Source organism: Collinsella sp. wc0529, assembly GCF_046116875.1.
Lineage (GTDB): Bacteria > Actinomycetota > Coriobacteriia > Coriobacteriales > Coriobacteriaceae > Collinsella.
This window is the reverse complement of sequence record NZ_JBJXBO010000002.1, coordinates 580,201-599,961: the sequence shown is the minus strand read 5'-3', so window position 1 is coordinate 599,961 and position 19,761 is coordinate 580,201. Positions and strand designations below refer to the sequence as shown.

The 19,761-nt window shown below is 57.1% G+C and carries 16 protein-coding genes and 3 tRNA genes; 1 reads left to right on the top strand and 18 read right to left on the bottom strand.

Going from position 1 to position 19,761, the window contains the following annotated elements:
- Nucleotides 1-54: 54 nt before the first annotated feature.
- The gene (locus tag ACKUTP_RS09205; protein WP_022094402.1) at nt 55-831 is read left to right on the top strand and encodes a M48 family metallopeptidase; all 777 of its coding nucleotides are present in this window, start codon (nt 55-57) and stop codon (nt 829-831) included.
- A 6-nt stretch (nt 832-837) separates the two neighbouring features.
- On the opposite strand, the gene folB is transcribed toward ACKUTP_RS09205, so the two are convergent.
- The 18 genes from folB to gpmI form a co-directional block, all read right to left on the bottom strand.
- Complete coding sequence (gene folB, locus ACKUTP_RS09200; RefSeq protein WP_409064170.1) at nt 838-1,323, bottom strand: dihydroneopterin aldolase; 486 nt, start codon at nt 1,321-1,323, stop codon at nt 838-840.
- 43 nt (nt 1,324-1,366) lie between these two features.
- Nucleotides 1,367-1,948, bottom strand: a complete 582-nt coding sequence (locus ACKUTP_RS09195) for an HD domain-containing protein (RefSeq protein ID WP_199576432.1) — start codon at nt 1,946-1,948, stop codon at nt 1,367-1,369.
- Between the two features lie 2 nt (nt 1,949-1,950).
- On the bottom strand, nt 1,951-2,508 hold the full coding sequence (folE, locus tag ACKUTP_RS09190; protein ID WP_409064169.1) for a GTP cyclohydrolase I FolE: 558 nt from the start codon (nt 2,506-2,508) through the stop codon (nt 1,951-1,953).
- A gap of 67 nt (nt 2,509-2,575) precedes the next feature.
- Nucleotides 2,576-3,157, bottom strand: coding sequence for an anaerobic ribonucleoside-triphosphate reductase activating protein (gene nrdG / locus ACKUTP_RS09185; protein ID WP_349089655.1), 582 nt, complete (start codon nt 3,155-3,157; stop codon nt 2,576-2,578).
- A 426-nt stretch (nt 3,158-3,583) separates the two neighbouring features.
- Entirely contained in the window at nt 3,584-5,806 is a 2,223-nt protein-coding gene (gene nrdD / locus ACKUTP_RS09180; RefSeq protein ID WP_195239173.1) for an anaerobic ribonucleoside-triphosphate reductase, read from the bottom strand.
- 622 nt (nt 5,807-6,428) lie between these two features.
- A tRNA-Val gene (locus ACKUTP_RS09175) sits at nt 6,429-6,503 on the bottom strand.
- A gap of 3 nt (nt 6,504-6,506) precedes the next feature.
- A tRNA-Gly gene (locus ACKUTP_RS09170) sits at nt 6,507-6,582 on the bottom strand.
- Nucleotides 6,583-6,687: 105 nt separating this feature from the next.
- Nucleotides 6,688-7,434, bottom strand: a complete 747-nt coding sequence (locus tag ACKUTP_RS09165; RefSeq protein ID WP_022094395.1) for an anti-sigma factor antagonist — start codon at nt 7,432-7,434, stop codon at nt 6,688-6,690.
- A gap of 81 nt (nt 7,435-7,515) precedes the next feature.
- Nucleotides 7,516-9,861 carry a GAF domain-containing SpoIIE family protein phosphatase gene (locus tag ACKUTP_RS09160; protein ID WP_409064168.1) on the bottom strand — a complete coding sequence of 782 codons (2,346 nt, stop codon included), beginning with the start codon at nt 9,859-9,861 and terminating at the stop codon, nt 7,516-7,518.
- Between the two features lie 59 nt (nt 9,862-9,920).
- A tRNA-Leu gene (locus ACKUTP_RS09155) sits at nt 9,921-10,010 on the bottom strand.
- A 597-nt stretch (nt 10,011-10,607) separates the two neighbouring features.
- Nucleotides 10,608-11,636, bottom strand: coding sequence for an ABC transporter ATP-binding protein (locus ACKUTP_RS09150; protein ID WP_022094888.1), 1,029 nt, complete (start codon nt 11,634-11,636; stop codon nt 10,608-10,610).
- Nucleotides 11,636-12,727: an ABC transporter ATP-binding protein gene (locus ACKUTP_RS09145; protein WP_022094887.1), complete on the bottom strand. Its 1,092-nt coding sequence runs from the start codon at nt 12,725-12,727 to the stop codon at nt 11,636-11,638. The genes ACKUTP_RS09150 and ACKUTP_RS09145 overlap by 1 nt, the downstream gene beginning before the upstream one ends.
- 2 nt (nt 12,728-12,729) lie before the next feature.
- Nucleotides 12,730-13,665, bottom strand: a complete 936-nt coding sequence (locus tag ACKUTP_RS09140) for an ABC transporter permease (protein WP_006236141.1) — start codon at nt 13,663-13,665, stop codon at nt 12,730-12,732.
- A 14-nt stretch (nt 13,666-13,679) separates the two neighbouring features.
- A complete protein-coding gene (locus tag ACKUTP_RS09135) occupies nt 13,680-14,717 on the bottom strand; it encodes an ABC transporter permease (protein WP_022094885.1) in 1,038 nt (345 codons plus the stop codon).
- Nucleotides 14,718-14,873: 156 nt separating this feature from the next.
- Complete coding sequence (locus ACKUTP_RS09130; protein WP_409064167.1) at nt 14,874-16,550, bottom strand: ABC transporter substrate-binding protein; 1,677 nt, start codon at nt 16,548-16,550, stop codon at nt 14,874-14,876.
- Nucleotides 16,551-16,846: 296 nt separating this feature from the next.
- The gene (gene secG / locus ACKUTP_RS09125; protein ID WP_006236144.1) at nt 16,847-17,101 is read right to left on the bottom strand and encodes a preprotein translocase subunit SecG; all 255 of its coding nucleotides are present in this window, start codon (nt 17,099-17,101) and stop codon (nt 16,847-16,849) included.
- A 119-nt stretch (nt 17,102-17,220) separates the two neighbouring features.
- On the bottom strand, nt 17,221-17,922 hold the full coding sequence (locus ACKUTP_RS09120) for a transposase (RefSeq protein ID WP_368156877.1): 702 nt from the start codon (nt 17,920-17,922) through the stop codon (nt 17,221-17,223).
- 282 nt (nt 17,923-18,204) lie between these two features.
- Nucleotides 18,205-19,758: a 2,3-bisphosphoglycerate-independent phosphoglycerate mutase gene (gene gpmI, locus ACKUTP_RS09115; RefSeq protein ID WP_055310511.1), complete on the bottom strand. Its 1,554-nt coding sequence runs from the start codon at nt 19,756-19,758 to the stop codon at nt 18,205-18,207.
- Nucleotides 19,759-19,761 lie beyond the last annotated feature (3 nt).

Here is a 19,761-nt window from a genome sequence, read left to right as displayed (position 1 = left end):
CCGGTATGCCGAACGGTCGACATGCCGGCCCGTCCCCAATCTGAAGGACCGCTTTTGACGCAGCAATTTACGATTACCGTATCCCGACCGGATGGCACATCCATCCCCGTCGTCGTTACCAAAAAGCGCGTCAAGAACTTCAACCTACGCGTCACATCGAGCGGTGAGGCCCACGCCAGCGCACCGCTCGGCGCCAGCCGCGAGCGTATCGAAGCGTTTGTGAAGCGCAACAGCGCCTGGATTATCAGCCGACTTGACCAGCGTGAGCAACATCAGGCGACGGCGCGAGAGCCGCTCAGTCCCTCGTCCATCATTGCGCTTTGGGGCAAGCCCATCACGGTACAAGATGCGCTCGATCACAACTTTGCATCGCCCGCACCGCGGCCCAAGCAGGCCACCTTCGCAAGTTTTATGGGCGCCGACAAATCGAACGAACGCCTACAGGCCGAGCGGCGCGCAATCCTCGACGGCCTGACGCCCGATGAGCTCCAGACCCGCATCGACCAGCTCTATGCATCCGAGGTCACCACAGCGCTGCGCGATATGGTGCATGCATACGAAATCGCAATGGGTATCGCCGTTTCCCGCGTTTCCGTACGCAGTATGAAGACGCGCTGGGGCTCATGCACACCCAAAACCGGCGCCATTCGCATCGCGCGCGAGCTCGCCGCCTACCCTGTCGAATGCCTCGACATGGTTGTCGCCCACGAGCTCGTCCACTTGCTCGAGCCAAGCCACAATCAGCGGTTTCACGCCCTGCTCGACACGTACTGCCCCAACAATAGGGCTCTGTCGCAGCGGCTCAAGCGGCCACCCCTCAACAAGCTCTAGCGTCGACTAGCGCACTCGCTCGATCTCGACGCCGCAGCTTGCCAGGGGAAGACCGACGGGAGCCCAAGGCTTATCGAGCTTAACACGCACGCCAAGCAGCAGGGGGTAACGACGCAGCAGCATCTGGGCCACACCCTCGGCTGCAGCCTCGATGAGCTTAAACGTATGCTCGCGCAGATATCCGTCGACATCGTGACACACCGAGCCATAATCAATCGAGGCATCCAGGTTGTCGTGCTCCCCTGCTGCACGCAGGTCGGCATAGAGCACCAAGGACACGATGAACTTCTGGCCCAGCGCGTTCTCTTCGGGATACACACCGTGGTTGGCAAAGACCTCGAGACCGTCGATAGTAATGCGGTCAGCATGGCGCAGGTCGTCATAGCTCACGTGGGGCACCGCCGCTGCGGTGGATATTTCGCCCCTTCCACGGCGGGCGAGCTCGGCGCCTTCAGTCTTGGTTGCATTCTCGGGCAGTTTCTTGTTACTCATCGCGATCGTCTCCTTCGTTTAGAACCCCGACCGCGCAAACTAACTACACGCGAATCGACAGGTTCTTTTTATCATCGCTCCAATTGCAAGCATTGCGCGCGGGGCATGCAAAGCAGGCGCGCGACGCTTTGTCGGCTGCATAGAGCAGACGCTCGAGCGGTTGGCTGTTCACGCGCAGCTTTCGATGGCCCAGAATGGCCGTCTTAATGGCCGCAGCATCGGCCGGCTCAAACGCTACGTCATCGGGCATGCCGCCGAGAATCGCATCAGCGACGCGTTCGCTTGCAACATCATGGGATATACCCGATTCATACTGTTCATCTTTGCCGATATCGTGAAGAAGTGCCGTGGCGTAGATGACCTCGCGGTCAAATTCGAGCTGTTCCTCGAGATTCTTGATCCACATAATGCGAGCGACATCGAGCAGATGGTCAATACCGTGGCGGCAGAAGATACGCCCCGATTCCAACTGTGCAATGTTGCCCAGGTGCCGCCGGAACAGGCCGTTGGCACAGATGTAATCGATACGAGGCATGGCACCAAAGGGGGCTAGGCCCGAAGCCATAAAACCGCGACGCGGCGTTCCCTCGTCAGTATTCGATGTAAAGTCGTTGACGACTCTCATAGTTAGCGTCCCAGCATCCTAAAGAATCGCTCCTCGAGCGACGGATCGGTCTCAAAGATGCCGCGGCGAGCGAGCGTCACGGTCTTGGTGCCGGGCTTTTGCACGCCACGCATCGTCATGCACATATGCTCGGCCTCCATCAACACAATCGCTCCCTGGGGAGCAAGATACTCCATGAGAGCATCGGCAACCTGCGCACACAGCTGCTCCTGCAGCTGCAGACGGCGGGCATAGACCTCAACCGTGCGGGCGAGCTTGGAAAGTCCAGCCACCCGACCGTTAGGGATATAACCAATGGCGGCCTTGCCATAAAACGGCAGCAGATGATGCTCGCACAGCGAGTAGAACGTAATGTCGCGCTCGATAACCAAATCGTTCGAAGCGACGGCAAAAGATTTGGACAGGTGCTCCTCGGCACTCTGGTCCATACCGCCGGCAATCTCGCCATACATACGGGCGACGCGCGCCGGAGTCTCCAGCAGGCCCTCACGAGTTGGGTCCTCGCCTATACCTTCAAGCAGCAGCTTAATGGCAGTCTCGACTTTTTCCTGATCGACCATCTGGGCCTCACTTTTTTCGATTTCGCGTTCGCGCTATGGTACCACGCCGGCACGCAACCTCTGCCAGCTACATAGTATGGGTCGAATAGACCGGATCGTCCCGCCAAAGCTCCACAGCATCGCAAAGCGCAACGCCCTCACGTGCAGCACGAGCGCGCGTGGCGTTCATGTCGATCACGCGCTGATTGCTCGAGCCCCTAAAGCGCAACGAGATATCGTACAGATCCTGAACGAACGGGCCGTCCACCAACATGTCGAGGCAGGCCAGGATACGGTCCGTCACCTCGGTATGATGACGGCCACCCGGCATAAGCTCCTCGAGCACGTCACCGGTAAAGCACCAAATGGTCTTGCCCGACCCAGCAGGATAGGCCGCACGCACGCGCTCGATAAAGTCAACAAGCCCCGCCTGATTCTCGGGCTCCATAGGCTCGCCACCCAGAATCGTCAGGCCATCGATAAAGGGATGATCGAGACTCTCGATAATCTTATCCTCGACGGCGCGATCGAACGGCTCGCCCGCAGCAAAGTCCCACGCGACAGAGTTAAAGCAATTCTTGCACCCACGACGGCACCCGCTCACAAACAGAGAAGTACGAACGCCTTCACCATCAGCAATATCGAAATACTTAATGTTCGCGTAGTTCATAAGTAACTCTCCCGGGAGGCCGGGACATATCTTCCCGTCCTCAAACATTCTCGGCCTTCGGCCTGCGAAACTGCGGGCGGGACGATATGTCCCGGCCTCATGCAAAGGGTAACTCAATGAACGAAGCGAACATCGAGCATAGGGTTCGAGGTCCAATAAATACTCAGCTGCAGCTCAACCGCCATCGCAAGTAAATCGCAGCTGCAGCTCAAATTATTTCCGCTAAGAACTTCGAGGAGTGAGCAGACCGCATGCCGCATCTCAGCTACATCAACTTGGCTGCCCCGTAGCGAGGCCCCGGACCTTTGCTCGATATGAGTTCCGCACGAACAGGAGGCGCCAGTGGCGCCTCCGTCGTGAGCCAGGACTGTCCGAAATAGCGAGTAAAGGTCCGGGGCCTCGCTACGGGGCAGCCTGGGATGGTTATTAGAGATGCAGCACGCGGTCGCGGATCTCCTCGGTTCGACCCTGGTTCCAGAACTGGGTACCGATGTAGCCGCACGTACGACGAGCGACATTCATCTTCTCCTGGTCGCGGTTGCCGCAGTTGGGGCACTCCCACACCAGCTTGCCATCGTCCTCGACAATCTTGATCTCACCGTCGTAGCCGCACACCTGGCAGTAGTCGCTCTTGGTGTTGAGCTCGGCGTACATGATGTTGTCGTAGATGTACTGCATCACGCGAATGACAGCCTTGAGGTTGTCCTGCATGTTGGGAACCTCGACGTAGGAGATGGCACCGCCCGGCGAAAGCTGCTGGAACATACCCTCGAACTTGAGCTTGTCGAATGCGTCGATCTCCTCGGACACATGGACGTGATAGCTGTTGGTAATGTAGCCCTTGTCCGTCACGCCCGGGATAATGCCAAAACGGCGCTGCAGGCACTTGGCAAACTTGTAGGTCGTCGACTCAAGCGGGGTGCCGTACAGCGAGAAGTCGATATCGCTTTCGGCCTTCCACTCGGCGCACTTGTCGTTCATGTGCTGCATGACGGCCATGGCAAACGGCGTGCCCTCCTTCTCGGTGTGGCTGTGACCCGTCATGTACTTAACGCACTCATACAGGCCGGCATAGCCCAGGCTGATCGTAGAGTATCCGCCCACGAGCAGCTTGTCGATCGTCTCGCCCTTCTTCAGACGCGCCAGGGCGCCGTATTGCCAAAGAATCGGCGCGGCGTCAGAAAGTGTACCCATCAGGCGCTCATGACGGCACAGCAGGGCACGGTGACACAGCTCAAGGCGCTCATCGAAGATCTTCCAGAACTTGTCCATATCCTGGTGCGAGCTCAGTGCGACATCAGGCAGGTTGATGGTCACAACGCCCTGGTTAAAGCGACCATAGTACTTGGGCTTGTTCGGGTCGTAGTTCAGCGCGTTGGCAACGTTGTTAAAACCGTTGCCCGAACGGTCGGGCGTCAGGAAACTGCGGCAACCCATGCAGGTGTAGCAATCGCCGTTGCCGGCGGTCTCGCCCTTAGACAGCTTGAGCTCGCGCATCTTCTTCTCGGAGATGTAATCGGGCACCATGCGCTTGGCGGTGCACTTGGCAGCCAGCTGGGTCAGGTAGAAGTACGGGGAATCCTCGTGAACGTTATCGTCCTCGAGTACATAGATAAGCTTGGGGAATGCCGGGGTAATCCACACGCCGGCCTCGTTCTTAACGCCCTCGTAGCGCTGGCGAAGCGTCTCCTCCACGATCATGGCAAGGTCGTGCTTCTCCTGAGGCGTACGGGCCTCGTTAAGATACATAAAGACCGTCACGAACGGCGCCTGGCCATTGGTGGTCATAAGGGTCACGACCTGATACTGAATCGTCTGGACGCCGCGACGGATCTCGTCACGCAGGCGATCCTCAACGACCTCGCGAACCTTTTCGGGAGATGCGGAAACGCCGAGCTCCTCGAGCTCGCGGGCGACCTCGCCACGAATCTTTTGACGGCTCACCTCAACAAAGGGGGCAAGATGGGTCAGCGAGATGGACTGGCCGCCGTACTGGGAGGAAGCAACCTGGGCGATAATCTGCGTCGCAATATTGCAGGCGGTCGAGAAGCTGTGCGGCTTCTCAATCAGCGTGCCCGAAATAACAGTGCCGTTCTGGAGCATGTCCTCCAGGTTCACCAGATCGCAGTTGTGCATATGCTGGGCAAAGTAATCCGAATCGTGGAAATGGATCAGACCCTCATTATGGGCATCCACGATCTCCTGAGGCAGCAGCACGCGCTGGGTCAGGTCCTTGGAAATCTCGCCAGCCATATAGTCGCGCTGAACGGAGTTGACGGTCGGGTTCTTGTTGGAGTTCTCCTGCTTGACCTCTTCGTTATTGCACTCGATCAGCGACAGAATCTTGTCATCGGTCGTGTTCTTCTGGCGCTTCAGGCTCTGAACATAGCGATAGATGATGTAGTGGCGGGCAACCTCGTAGCAGTCGAGACGCATGATCTCGTCCTCGACCAAATCCTGGATCTCCTCGACCGAAACGGTGTGGCCCGCGTTCTCGCATGCCTCGGCGACGTTTTGCGCCGCATAAACCACCTGGCGGTCGGTTAGACGAGAGCTCTCCTCGACCTCCAAGTTAGCGGCGCGGATGGCATTGACAATCTTATCGATGTCAAAGACAACCTCGGTGCCGCTGCGCTTGATGATCTTCATCCTCTTGCCTCTTTCGCGTCGTAGCCTCATTGCGCTTCAGAGCCAAACGATGCCCGGCAGGGCTTGCCCCTGTCTTACGGCGCCGTCGCGCAATCTGTGTTCTCGATAAACCATAAGCCTCTATGCGGACATTCCCAGGAGCCGATCAAGCGGCTCAAGGACACGTTCAAAAGAGGCAATTAAGGTCTTCGTTCTCTGTCCGCCATCTATCATACGACAAAGATGCATCTATATCCTGTATTCTTTTTTTAGGTCAAACACAACATATAGTGTTTCAGCAGGTCAAAGCAATTAGTCATTTTGCAGACGCATTATAAATGAGGGGTATTTGACAAGTCGGTAAAACGTTACCAACACGGCTACCTGCATGGCAGCTATAAAACCCCCTTAGTCAAGCCACTGACAAATCCTACTAAAACCAAGCCACTCACGCCAAAAGAATCCAAAAGATTATGCTTGACCAACATGTTGCGGTCACGCTCGGCCAGGACGTATGCAATCTGCCGGCACCCCTACGGGACACGAAGACCATCGCATACAGACCTTGGATCAAAATTTGCTGGCATGTTTGGCGGCATAAAACAAAACAGTCCAGAAGCAAAGCCTCTGGACTGCGAACATTTGGTGGGCGTTAGAAGATTTGAACTTCTGACCTCTTCCGTGTCAGGGAAGCGCTCTCCCCCTGAGCTAAACGCCCAAATGGAGCGGACAACGGGGCTCGAACCCGCGACCCCAACCTTGGCAAGGTTGTGCTCTACCAACTGAGCCATGTCCGCTTGCGGGTTATTAATTTACGCGAGTTGTCCTAAAGACGCAAGTACTTTTTTCAAAAAAGTTGCTCAAAGCAAGTTCATGCAGGTAAATAGCGCCAAGCCAAGACCCTAAGCACACGATTCCAATGCTGAGCTAAACAGCTTCACCATCCGAACACGTGTGCCGGCGCCATCTGTACGACGGGCAACTTCCACATTATCGACGAGCATACGCATAAGCTTGATACCGCGTCCGCGTTCCTCGGATGTTACCGGTTCGCTCGCCCCATCGATAGAATAGCCAGCGCCCCGATCAAGCACCTCGAGCACAACACGGTCCCCATAGGCCTGAACCGTCAGGATGCAGCCAACACCGCCCGCATGGTCATATGCGTTACCCAATGCCTCACCCAACGCCAATGCGACGTCATAGCGCTCATCACGCCTCAGGGGAAGCGATTCGAGGAGCTCGGCCACACGATGCCGATAATACGGGAGATTCTCGATGCCTCGCTGCACTTCGACGCTCTTGCTCCATCGCGGCAACTCCCCCACCGGAATGGCGGGAATCGACTCCCGCGCCGGGCCCGCGACATGAAGGATGTCAACAAGTCGGGCAATTTCCAAAAAGCGAACGACCTCATCGGAGGCGTTAACGAGCGAAAGCAGCCCCTCATGCCTCATAAGCTCTCTAGCACGTGTAAGCAAAAACGCCAAACCCGTCGAGTCGATAAAGCCCACGGTCTGGCAATTGATGACAACACGACGCACGCCCCGGTCGATCAAATTATCCAACCGTCGGCGCAGTGCGGGCACCGAGGCGATGTCGATATCGCCCGGTGGCGTCAAAACCGCTATGTCATTCCACTCATTCATACGACCATGGTTCCCCAAAAGAGCTCGCTCGATGCACACGTATCTGCAACCGCGCAGATTTCGCCCGTCAGGCGTCGTGACCTACGATCGACCCCGTAAAAACTCAAGGGAAACCAGCGCGATGTCATCGTCCAGCGCCGACTCGGTAAAGCGGTCAAGCTCGCCCAAGACCTTGCCGCAGATTCCCGATACGCCCTCACCCGAGACAGAGAGCAGAAGGTCGCGAAGGCGTTGTTCGCCAAAGAAAGCACCCGAGCGATCACGTGCTTCGATTGTTCCGTCGGTATACATAAATAGCATGTCACCAGGAGCGAATGTAAACACGCCCGTCTCGTAGACCATGCTCTCAAAGGCACCGATCACGCCCGATTGGCACCCAAGGAGCTCCACTTCTCCCCCGCAGGTCTCGCCGCCGCCACGCGGCGTCGACGACGGCCTAATGACCATAGTGGGAGGATGTCCCGCAGAGCAATAAGTAGCGCGGCCCGCTTTAAGATCGATCTTGGCGATAAACGCCGTCACAAACGTCTCGACCCTCGAAAAGCCCATGAGCATGCTATTGAGCGAGCGTGCCATACGGGCAGGCCCTGCACCCTCCCAGGCATAGGCCGTCAGCGCCGTCTTGACGAGTGCCGACATCGACGCCGCCTCAATCCCCTTGCCGGACACATCGCCCAAAATCATTACGGCACAATCGTCGGGAAGACGGACAAGCGTATAGAAGTCGCCGCCGACCAACGCAGAATTCGTTGCCGATAGGTATACCGAATCGGTTGCAATGCCCGGAACGTCACCAAGCGAATTTCTCATGCCAATCTGAAGCGTCTGAGCGATATGACGCTCTTCGCGCTTTTGAGACTCGCCTTCATAGATCAGCTCAAAGTCATGCGCCAGATGCACCAGGTAGTCGTATTCAAGGTCGTCAATTGGTTCTTGGCTGCCATCGCGGAGCAGCAAAGCGCGCCTCGTCGGCCCCTTGGCGATATCAGCGGGAACGATTGCATCGTTGTTCCGCCGACCGCCGCCCTCCGAGCGAACGCGTCCCGCCTCGAAGCCGGAATCGACATAGAGGCCCTGGCACGGCAGGCCATGAGCCCTCAACCATCCGCCCATAGGCATGGATTCGTCGACGCGGGTCAAGCGCACATGCTTAAGATCATCAGCACTCGCACCGCCCAGCACCGACGGCTCAAAACCATCGGAAGCGACCCCCAAACGCGCAGCTGGTGCGGTGGTGGAAAAGAAGAGCGACTCCGGATCGCCCGGCAACGGCACGCGACTGCCGCCCTCAAAATCGATGACATAGGTTTCGAGGCCCGCATCATACTCCACGGGGCAGAAATGACAATTGAGCACCGTGCAGATTTCCGTCGACACCGCTCGCGAGGCGGCAACGGGATCATCGAGATAGGTAAACAGTTCGTCGCGCAGCAAATTGAGCGAGCGGCCGAGCTCCGCCGTGCGGCGCGAACGTAAGCTCGACGCCATGCCGACCAGCTGAATAGACAGGTAATCGCAGATGACCTCGAGCACGTTCACGTCATAGGCAAGTGGCGCCTGGGGGCGTTTCCAGCCAACTTCCAACACGCCAAGGACCTGCGTGCCGTAAAACACAGGAAGACAGATCTCGCTGCGATACGGGGGCATATCCTGCACGCGCAGCAAGTGCTTGGAACGATTGTCCAAATCCATGAACATACCCGAAGCAACCCGGTCGCCCTCAAGGTCCTGCTGGATCGACAGGCGACAGGCACGCGACTCGCGAAGTACGTAGGTCGGAATGCCCGCGCCGTACGGCATAAACTCGGGCAGATAGCTGTCCTCAAGCTCCTTAGAAACACCGCGGAGCTTAAAGCCGCCGCTCTCGGAAAAATAGATAGCCGCACCGGAGGCATCGAGCGTTCCAACGAGCTGATTCAAAACGGTATCGAGCAAGCTGGGGAGCTCATCGGAGCCCACGGTACTCATAATGACTGAAAGGGTACCCGAAAGGCGTTTATTCGCCACCCTAAGCTCCGATAGCGCACGTTTGAGCTGACGATCGTGGGAATACTGCTCTTCGATGCTGTGAAGCGCCACCAGGACACGCGGCGCACGACGTCCAAAGATACGCGGAGGCGTAACGGAACCCGCGCGAACCAAGACGGGAATAAAAGACCCGTCGCTCAGCTTGAGCATCAGCTCGCTCTCGGAGCCATCGGTCTCAAACGGCAGGCGATGTTCGGTCGCGCGCTCAAAGGCAGACGAGTACAGAACGTCTTTGACATCACCGCTGATGACGTCAGCGCGTTCCTCGCACATCAGGTCGAGCAAACGATTATTCACATGCAGAATGGTTCCGTCGAGCTCACAGATGATGACAGCATCGCTCGTGATCTCGACCAGTTGGGCAACGTCTGCCCACTCGTTGCGCTCAAGCGTTTCCATCGTGGACCTCACCGTCTATCGGTAACAAAAAAGCCTCCGAAGAGGCTTCTCAAATGCGATGGTGTCGGAGGCGGGACTTGAACCCGCATGACCAAAAAGCGGTCACTAGCACCTCAAGCTAGCGCGTCTGCCAATTCCGCCACTCCGACATGCTATGTTGTTGATTCGCAGTTCGTTTTGATGGGACCCGCGCGTTCAACGAGGAAGATAATAACCTATGATTCGAGAACTGTGCAAGCACTTTTTTGAAAAAAGTTTACGAATTTGTAAATGCGCTGGTAAATCGATATGTCCGGCCCCGTATCGGTGTTGCCTCCCAGCGCGTCCTCGGGCATGAGCGATATTTTGCTACGCACTTCGTGCTGCAAAATATCGCTCCCCCTGCGGAATGCGCCGGGAGGCAACACCGATACGGGGCCTGCAAATACGTACTTCAGGCACAGTTCTCAAACATGTTCTGGGGGCTGATGCAATTTTGGTGGCTCGGCTTTGCCGAGCCCTTATATGGGGAGGCCGGAGCTAAAGCTCCGGCCTCGCTCAATTTCTTATTAAACTAAGTGAGCGATCAAGGAATCGCACTCCCCCTACCGAGTTACCGCAGGGCCCGTGCTGGACTTAGTTTTCAGAACATTCCGCAGACCGGAAAACCCCCTTATCCGCAGCTCCGAAGGAGCAGGATAAGGGGGTTTCCATGGTCGAGGACGTTCTGAAAACTAAGTCCAGCACGGGCCCGGACAAACAACCGACTACAGGTCGATGTGCGATTCCTTGATCGGGAACGGCTCCGCGAAGTGACAAGCGCAGCAGTGGCCCGGGGCAACTTCCTTAAACTCGGGAAGCTTCTCGGAGCAGATGCCCTGCGCGATCGGGCAGCGCGTGTGGAAACGGCAGCCGGTCGGCGGATCCAGCGGCGACGGCGGATCGCCGGCGAGGATGATGCGCTTGCGGGTCTTCTGGATATCCGGATCGGGCACCGGCACGGCAGACAGCAGCGACTGCGTGTACGGGTGGTGCGGCTCACTGTAGAGCGTCTTCCAGTCCGAAACCTCGACCATCTTGCCCAGGTACATAACGGCAACGCGATCGGAGATGTGCTGCACGACGGACAGGTCGTGGGCGATAAACAGATATGCGGTACCGAACTTGTCCTGGAGCTCCTTAAGAAGGTTCAGAACCTGGGCCTGAATGGATACGTCAAGTGCGGAGACAGGCTCGTCGCAGATAATCAGCTTGGGCTTCAGAGCGAACGCGCGGGCGATGCCGACACGCTGGCGCTGGCCGCCCGAGAACTCGTGCGGATAACGGTTGATGTGCTCGGGATTCAGACCGACGACGTCCAGCAGCTCGCGGACGCGCTCGATACGCTCCTCCTTGGTACCCACGCCATGAATGGTCATGGGCTCGGAGACGATCTCGCCGATGGTCATACGGGGATTGAGCGAAGCATAGGGATCCTGGAAGATGAACTGCATCTCGCGACGCATGTCCTTGATCTCATGCTTGCTCATCTCGGCAACGTCTTTACCCTGGAAGAACACCTTACCGGCGGTCGGCTTGGTCAGGCGCATGATGGTGCGACCCGTCGTGGACTTACCGCAACCAGACTCACCAACCAGACCAAAGGTCTCGCCCGGATAAATCTCGAACGAAATGTCATTTACTGCAGAGACAACACGCTTGGAGAAGCGCTTGGCGAACATGCCGGACTCAGCGGGGAACTCCTTAGAGAGGTGCTCGACCTTCAGCAGCGGAGTACGCTCGTTGGTATCTGCCATTACGCCTCGCCTCCCTTCTTGGAATCCTTGCGCGTACGGGACGTCTCAGGAGCGTTCTTGAGGAACTCGGGGTCACCGGAGTAGTGGCACGCAGAGTAATGACCAGACTCGGTGACAACGCGCTCGGGGCGCTGCTTGCGGCACTTGTCCGTCGCATAGGGACAACGAGGAGAGAAGACGCAGCCCTCAGGCAGGTTCATGAGCGAAGGCGGGTTGCCGTGAATCGGCGTAAGCGGCTTCTTCTCTTCGATGGCCTGCTCCGGGATGGAGCGGATAAGGCCCCAGGTGTAGGGGTGGCGACTCTCGTAGAAGATTTCCTCAGCAGTACCGAACTCGACGGGACGGCCGGCGTACATAACCATGATCTTATCAGCCATATCGGCAACGACGCCCAGGTCATGGGTAATCATGATGATGGCGTTGCCGTTCTTCTCCTGCATTTCCTGCATGAGCTCGATAATCTGAGCCTGAATGGTAACGTCCAGAGCCGTCGTGGGCTCGTCGGCAATCAGGATATCGGGATCGCAGGCAAGAGCCATAGCAATCATGACACGCTGACGCATACCGCCGGAGAACTGGTGCGGATACTCATTGACGCGCTTCTCGGGCTCGGGGATACCCACGAGGTCCAAAAGCTCGGTAGCGCGCTTGAGCGCCTCCTGCTTGGAGTAGCCACGGTGCAGACGAAGGCCCTCGCCCACCTGCTTGCCGATCTTATAGACCGGGTTCAAGGAGGTCATAGGATCCTGGAAGATCATCGCGATGTCGTTGCCGCGAATGTGCTGCATCTCCTCCTCGGTCATCTCGAGGATAGAACGACCGCGATAGCGAACGTCGCCGCCCTCGATCTTTCCCGGAGGCATCGAGATGAGGCCCATGATGGTCATGGCGGTCACGGACTTACCGGAGCCGGACTCACCGACGACGCCCAGGGTCTCGCCGCGATCGAGCGTGTAGGAGACACCGTCGACAGCGCGAACAACGCCATCCTCGGTGTGGAAATACATCTTAAGGTCATCGACCTCGAGCAGATGCTGGCCCTCAGGAACCGGCTGGTCCTTCAGGTCCACATAGTTCTTGTTCTTCTTCATCCTTATGCGTCCTTCATCTTGACGTCGAGGGCGTCGCGCAGACCGTCACCCAGCAGGGTGAAGGCGAGCACCGTCGAGAGAATTGCCAGACCGGGCATGATCATCATCCAGGGAGCGGTCAGAAGATACTGCTGACCGTCCTGAATCATGGAGCCCCACGAAGGCGTAGGCGGAATAACGCCCATGCCGAGGAAGGACAGAGCGGACTCGGTCAGAATGGCGCCACCAATGTTCATGGTCGCGTAGACCACGATGGAGGCGACGGAGTTCGGGAAGATGTGACGTACAACGATACGAGCATCAGATGCACCCATCGCGCGCGCAGCATCAACATAGTCGTTTTCCTTGACGGTCAAGATCGCAGAGCGGAAGACGCGCGCAATCGAAGGCCAGCCGAGAATACCGATGGCGATAAAGACGTTCTGAAGACCACGGCCGATAACGGCGATCATGGCGACAACGAACAGCACGTACGGGAACGCCAGGAAGATGTCCGCACAGCGCATGATGATCGTATCCCAGATGCCGCCGTAGAAACCGGCCAGAGCACCCATGACCAGACCAATCAGCGTGGAGATCGCGGTGGCCATAATTCCGACGGACAGCGAAACGCGCGCACCGTAGATAACGCGGACAAGAATGTCACGACCAAGGGCGTCGGTGCCAAACGGATGCTCTGCACACGGAGCCAGCAGCGACGTCTCGGCCATAGTGGTCGAGTCGGAAGCCGTCGGAGAACCGAGCCAGGGCTTAGCCCACAGATCTGCGGTCAGGGCAACCACAACGACGATGATAATCCAGCAGACACCGATAACGGCGAGCTTGTTCTTACGAAGACGCTTAAAAGCGTCGCCCCACAGCGTGCGGGACTTGGCGGGAGCAGATGCGACCTTGGTGGCGGTAGCCTGCTCCTGAGACTGAGAATCAGTTTCCTGCATGAGACGTACCTCCCTTAGGCCTTATCCGACGGACCGCCAAGGCGGATGCGCGGGTCGAGGAATGCATAGCTAATGTCGACGAGCAGGTTGATCACCATGACGACGACAACGATGAGCGTAACGCCGCCCATAACGATGGGCCAGTCACGCATGCTAATGGCGCGATAGACCTCATAGCCGATACCGGGCCAGTTAAAGACCGTCTCGGTCAGGATGGCGCCCGAAAGCATGCCACCAAAGTCGACACCAATATAGGTAACGACGGGGATGAGTGCATTCTTAAGCGCATGCTTGACGATGATCGCGCGATTGGAGAGACCCTTGGCCTTTGCCGTACGGATGTAATCCTGGTTCATGACGTCAAGCAGCTGCGAGCGCATAATGCGGGCGGCATAAGCGGTCGAAACCGAAGCCAGCGTAATGGTCGGAAGCACATAGTGCATCCAATCCTGATACTGAGAGCTGGAACCGCCGGCACCCGAGATCGGCATGGAGATTGCACCGCCCGTAGCGTCCTTGAGGATGACGCCAAAGAACAGCTGCAGCAACATACCGAGCCAGAAGGCCGGGACCGCAACGAGGATCGACGTGGTGAGCGTTACCAAAATATCCCAGAAGGAATAACGCTTTACCGCCGAAATGATACCCGCACCGATACCCATGATTGCCTCGAGCACGATGGCGCACGCGGCAAGTTTGACCGTATACGGATACTTCTGGGCAAAAATTTCCGTAACCGGCAGCTTGCGCTGATACGAATTGCCCAGATCGCCATGAAGCAGGCCGTTCATGTAATACAAGTAACGGTCCACGAGCGACGTTTGAACGGGGTCGCCGTTCTCGTCAAGGATCGCGTTGCCGTCCTCGTCCGACTGGACCAGGTGATAGCGGACGCGAAGCTGAAGCTCCACCTCGGGGGACAGAGCCTTGTCTCCACCGATCAGCTTGATCGGATCTCCCGGCACGATATTCTGAAGGGCGAACAGAATCAGCGTAACGCCCAAAAATACCGGGATGAACTGAAGCACACGTTTAACGATGTACTTACCCATACCACTCCCCTATCTAGGGATTAACCTAAATGGGATGCCGATCGCCAGACCGGCATCCCAAAATTACCATCAGCCAGTTTACCCCAGGTTAGGGAGAACTGTATGTTTCCCATGAGGTCTACGTAAATACTTGACCCTCACGGAAGCTGCAAACTCTTAGGCGAGCTCAGCGGTACCCAGCTCAGCGTGCTTCTGCGGATCGACATAGAGGTGCTTGATGCGATCGGAGCCGACGATGGTGTGCGTGTAGAACATCACCGGGATGACCGGGCAGTCGGCAGCGACCATAGCGTCGGCCTCCTGCATCTTAGCAACGCGCTCTTCGTCGTCAACCGTGGTGCGAGCCTCGTTGACCTTGGCGTCGAACTCGGGGTTGTTGTAACCGGAGCGGTTGTCGCCACCGAGGGAGTCGGAGTGGAACAGCGGATACAGGAAGTTGTCCATAATCGGGTAGTCGGCAATCCAACCCAGACGACCGAACTGATAGTTAAAGTTCTGGTACTGCTCGAGCAAGGCAGACCACTCAGGGGTATCGGAGACAGCGGTAACGCCAACCTTGGCGAGGTCACCGATGATGGACTCCATGATCTCCTTGTGGCCACCATCCTGGTTGTAGGAAAGGGTCACACTAATGCCACGGTCACCGTTGGCACCGGCAGGAGCAACCTTGTCGAGGTACTCGTTAGCCTTGTCGACGTCGTAGGCGCAGAACTCCCATGCGCCCTCCTTGTAGCCATCGATGCCCGGAGGAACAATGCCGTCGGCGGGGGTACGGGTACCCTTGAAGATGGTCTTGCAGATGGCCTCACGGTTAATGGCCAGGGAGATACCCCTACGCAGGTCAGCGTTGTTGAACGGCTCGGCCGTGTTGTTGCAGGTCAGGTAGTAGGTGGAAGGCTCGGCGCCGAGCAGCATGCGCTCGCCGTCACCCATGGTGTAGCCGTCCTTGGACACGCCGCGATCCTTCTTGGCGGCATCGATCTGAGCGACGGGAACGTCGCAGACATCGAGGTTACCGGCCTGGAACTCCTTGTAAGCGGTCTCCATGTCCTTGATGACCTGGAAGTGGATGCCATCGATCTTGGCCTTGTCGCCATAGTAATCGTCGAACTTCTTGACGTTGATCTCCTGGCCATCCTCCCACTTGCCGTCCATCATGAACGGGCCGTTACCGACCGGGGCAAGGTAGAAGCTCTTGACATCGGACTCGGCGCACTCGGGAACCGGGGCCAGAGCCGGGTGAGAGGCGACGAAGGGGAAGTCGGCGTAAGCGGAAGACAGCTTGACGACGAGGGTCTCATCGTCAGGGCACGTAACACCGCTGAGCTCGGTGGCGTTACCGGCAAGCAGATCGTCATAGCCCTCGACCATGGAAAGGTGATAGGAGACCTCGGAAGGGCCATACTCGGTAGCGATGGCCGACTTGGTGTTGACCAGACGCTCCCAACCGAGCTTGAAGGACTTAGAGGTAACGTCGTCACCGTTGTGGAACTTGGCCTTCTTGATCTTGAAGGTAAACTCGGTGGCGTCGTCGTTGGACTCAAAGGACTCGCAAGCCAGCGGAACGATCTCGCCCTTCTCGGCGTCGTAAGAGGTCAGAGCGTCAAAGAGCTGATACTCGACCTGAGTACCCTGGTCCTCCTGGACGTTGTAGGGGTCGATGCAGACCGGGTTGTTGATGTAGAAGTTCAGCGTCGAACCGGACTCAGAACCGGAAGCGTCGCCGCCCTTCTTGCCACATGCGGCAAGAAAAGCCATGGAGCTCGCAGCAAGGGTGCCGCCAACAAAGGCGCGACGACCCATAACGGGCTGGTGGAACATAGAATCAGCCATGCCATCCTCCTTATGAGATAGGACAAAGAAATGTTCAGTCGGACACATGTCGAGACAATCCGATCCGAACCATCAAAACGCTGCCCGCTGCTATGGCTGGTTATGCACAACAGGCCAACGTTTTGCAATACAGTAGCGCATTTTATGCACGATTTGGGGCTAATTCCGGTTAACGGTCAAGAATTTCTTTAGTTGGGCGCAGTATGTGGTGATATTTTTGACTCTGTTACGAATATGTAAACAAAAAAGGGTCCCGCACTTGCGGAACCCTTTACAAGTACTTATGCGGCTCGTGATTAGTAGCCCACGATGCCCTGCGGGAAGAAGAACATGCACAGCACGACGCACACGGCAAACACGACAGCCATGATGACGGTCAGGCGGTCGAGGTTCTGCTCCATAACACCTGTGGCAGAGCTGGAGTTATACAGCGAGCTAGCGATCATATCCGAAACGCCGGTACCCTTACCGGAATGCATCAGGACGAGAATCGTCAGCGCCACGGCAGAAACAGCCCAAACGACAAACAGAAGAATCTGGAACGGACCCATAGATAAGCTCCTTAATAGAACAATTCAAACTCCAGTACTGTACCACAACCCCCGCTCTCCCCTACCCGCCACTCGGGGACGGGGTAGAAATGGCAGAAATAGCTCTTGATTTTCATCTATTAAAGTGATTTGAGGGCATTTCGAACGACATAGCGTCCAAGCCCCGTAAGACGGCCAATCTGTCGTTCACTAAAGCCAGCCTCATACAGCCTGCGAACAGCTTCGGCACGTTCAAATGGACCGGGAAGCCCCATAACATCATGGGGATCCATGCCGTCTAGGACTCCCCTAGCCTTGCGCTCCTGCTCAAATACCGTCATCGAACGGCCAGAATTCAATACATAGGTATCCTTGCGGCCCGATTTGCTAAAGGATTCAAAATTTCCCCGTCCGCCGATTAGACTAAATAGGATGCTCCGATCCAGGTGGCCGCCTTCACCAAGGTAGGCTTGATAGCTGCTCCATTGGTAGGCCTCCGGGCGGCAACCAAGCTCAATCGGATTATCGTGAATGTAGCGAATTGCCTGCATAAAATAGTCATTAGACTCAATAGGCTTACTTTTATAGCGATCCTGAAATACGGGGCCGCAGCGTCCGGTCACCCTGTTGAAAAACTGACCATAGAGGGTTCCTATGTAATGGACGACCTCCCACATATGGTCCTCGCGATCAGAAAGCAGCATATGCACATGGTTGTCCATGAGGCACCAGGCGCATAACGAAGCCTTGTACTGCGTGCATGCTTCACCCGCTACGGACATGAAAAACCTGCGTTGATAATCCTCTTCGAATAGGTACTGCTTGCCACAGCCTCTCATCATCACATGGTAATAGCCGTAGGGGGACTTTACTCTGGCCTGCCTTGTCATTGCTGGACCTCACAATCCGCATGCATGTTTGCGTCAAACTCTACCCAGATAGGCATTAATACAAGGTTGGCAACGAAAGAAAACTAGTCAGCGGCAAACCATCACAGGCAAACGGGAAGTCAAGCTTTAGAGGAAAAATATTTCTACCATTTCTACCCCGTCCCCAAATGGCAGAAAAAGGGGGTTGTCCGATTGTGGACAACCCCCTTACTAGAAAACGTTATTTGTTTTCTCTTAGGCCTCGGTGGCGAGCACGCGGCCCGTCATCTCGGCGGAAGGCTCAATACCAGCCATGGTGAGCATGGTCGGAGCGATATCGGAAAGACGGCCGTCCTCGATACCGGTGAGCTTGGCCTTCTCATCAACGATGATGAACGGCACGCGGTTGGTGGTGTGAGCCGTAAACGGATGCTTGGAACCGTCGGAAGCAACGTCAAACATGTGATCGGCGTTGCCGTGGTCGGCGGTAATCAGTGCAAAGCCGCCCTTGGCGAGAATCGCCGGGACAACCTTGGACAGGGCATCGTCAACAGCCTCAACGGCCTTAACGGCAGCGTCGAAGACACCGGTGTGACCAACCATGTCGCAGTTCGCGAAGTTCACGATGTAGAAATCAGCGCGATCCTCGTTGATGGCGGCGACGAGCTTCTCGGTAACCTCGGGAGCGCTCATCTCGGGCTGCAGATCGTAGGTAGCAACCTTGGGGGAAGCGACGAGCACGCGCTCCTCGCCCTCCTTGGGCTCCTCGATGCCACCGTTGAGGAAGAACGTCACGTGGGCGTACTTCTCGGTCTCGGCAGTGTGCAGCTGCTTCAGGCCATTGGCGGCGATAACGTCGGCCAGGACGTTCTCGGGGAACGTCTTGGGGAAGGCGACCTCGACGTCAAACGTCGGATCATACTCGGTCATCGTCACAAAGTGCGAAAGCTTGATCTGCTCGCGCTCAAAGCCGTCGAACTCCTTGTCCGTGAACACGCGGGTCATCTGACGAGCGCGGTCGGGACGGAAGTTGAAGAAGATAGCCGCGTCGCCCTCGTGAATGCCCTCGTTGTGGGCAGCGAAGGGCTCGACGAACTCGTCGCCGCGCGGGTCCTTCTCGTAGTAGGCCTTGATACCGGCAACGGGGTCGGTATCAGCATCGGACGCGTTGACCATGACGTCGTAGGCGCGCTGGATGCGCTCCCAACGATTATCGCGGTCCATGGCCCAATAACGGCCCGAGACGGTGGCAACGCGAGCGTCGCAACCGGTCTCCTCGGAGATCTTAGCCAGGAAGGCGCAGAACTCACTCATGTAGCCGGCACCGGACTGCGGGTCAACGTCGCGGCCATCCATGAAGGCGTGGACGCGAACGGTCTTGACACCGTGCTCGGCAGCCATCTTGACCAGAGCCTCGACGTGGTTCATGTGGGAGTGAACGCCGCCAGGGCTCATAAGGCCCATGAGGTGGAGAGTCTTGCCGTCAGCCTTGACATCGTCCATGGCCTTGACGAAAACCTCGTTCTTGGCGATGGAGCCGTCCTTGATGGCATTGTTGATGCGCGAAAGCTCCTGGAACACGATGCGACCGGCACCGATGTTGAGGTGACCCACCTCGGAGTTGCCCATCTGGCCGTCGGGAAGGCCCACGTCCTCGCCCGAAGCACCGAGCGTGGTGTGAGGATACTTCTCGTACAGGCCATCAAGGAAGGGCGTCTTGGCAGCGGCGACGGCGTTCTCGCCATCAGCCGGAGCCAGGCCGCAGCCGTCCATGATAATCAGGAGTGCAGGAAGATGACGTTGTGCCATATG

What these genes read in the sequence shown, in the direction of transcription:
- folB (WP_409064170.1), bottom strand. Translation starts at nt 1,323, where the DNA reads ATGAGTAACAAGAAACTGCCCGAGAATGCAACCAAGACTGAAGGCGCC.
- ACKUTP_RS09195 (WP_199576432.1), bottom strand. Translation starts at nt 1,948, where the DNA reads ATGAGAGTCGTCAACGACTTTACATCGAATACTGACGAGGGAACGCCG.
- folE (WP_409064169.1), bottom strand. Translation starts at nt 2,508, where the DNA reads ATGGTCGATCAGGAAAAAGTCGAGACTGCCATTAAGCTGCTGCTTGAA.
- nrdG (WP_349089655.1), bottom strand. Translation starts at nt 3,157, where the DNA reads ATGAACTACGCGAACATTAAGTATTTCGATATTGCTGATGGTGAAGGC.
- nrdD (WP_195239173.1), bottom strand. Translation starts at nt 5,806, where the DNA reads ATGAAGATCATCAAGCGCAGCGGCACCGAGGTTGTCTTTGACATCGAT.
- ACKUTP_RS09165 (WP_022094395.1), bottom strand. Translation starts at nt 7,434, where the DNA reads ATGAATGAGTGGAATGACATAGCGGTTTTGACGCCACCGGGCGATATC.
- ACKUTP_RS09160 (WP_409064168.1), bottom strand. Translation starts at nt 9,861, where the DNA reads ATGGAAACGCTTGAGCGCAACGAGTGGGCAGACGTTGCCCAACTGGTC.
- ACKUTP_RS09150 (WP_022094888.1), bottom strand. Translation starts at nt 11,636, where the DNA reads ATGGCAGATACCAACGAGCGTACTCCGCTGCTGAAGGTCGAGCACCTC.
- ACKUTP_RS09145 (WP_022094887.1), bottom strand. Translation starts at nt 12,727, where the DNA reads ATGAAGAAGAACAAGAACTATGTGGACCTGAAGGACCAGCCGGTTCCT.
- ACKUTP_RS09140 (WP_006236141.1), bottom strand. Translation starts at nt 13,665, where the DNA reads ATGCAGGAAACTGATTCTCAGTCTCAGGAGCAGGCTACCGCCACCAAG.
- ACKUTP_RS09135 (WP_022094885.1), bottom strand. Translation starts at nt 14,717, where the DNA reads ATGGGTAAGTACATCGTTAAACGTGTGCTTCAGTTCATCCCGGTATTT.
- ACKUTP_RS09130 (WP_409064167.1), bottom strand. Translation starts at nt 16,550, where the DNA reads ATGGCTGATTCTATGTTCCACCAGCCCGTTATGGGTCGTCGCGCCTTT.
- secG (WP_006236144.1), bottom strand. Translation starts at nt 17,101, where the DNA reads ATGGGTCCGTTCCAGATTCTTCTGTTTGTCGTTTGGGCTGTTTCTGCC.
- ACKUTP_RS09120 (WP_368156877.1), bottom strand. Translation starts at nt 17,922, where the DNA reads ATGATGAGAGGCTGTGGCAAGCAGTACCTATTCGAAGAGGATTATCAA.
- gpmI (WP_055310511.1), bottom strand. Translation starts at nt 19,758, where the DNA reads ATGGCACAACGTCATCTTCCTGCACTCCTGATTATCATGGACGGCTGC.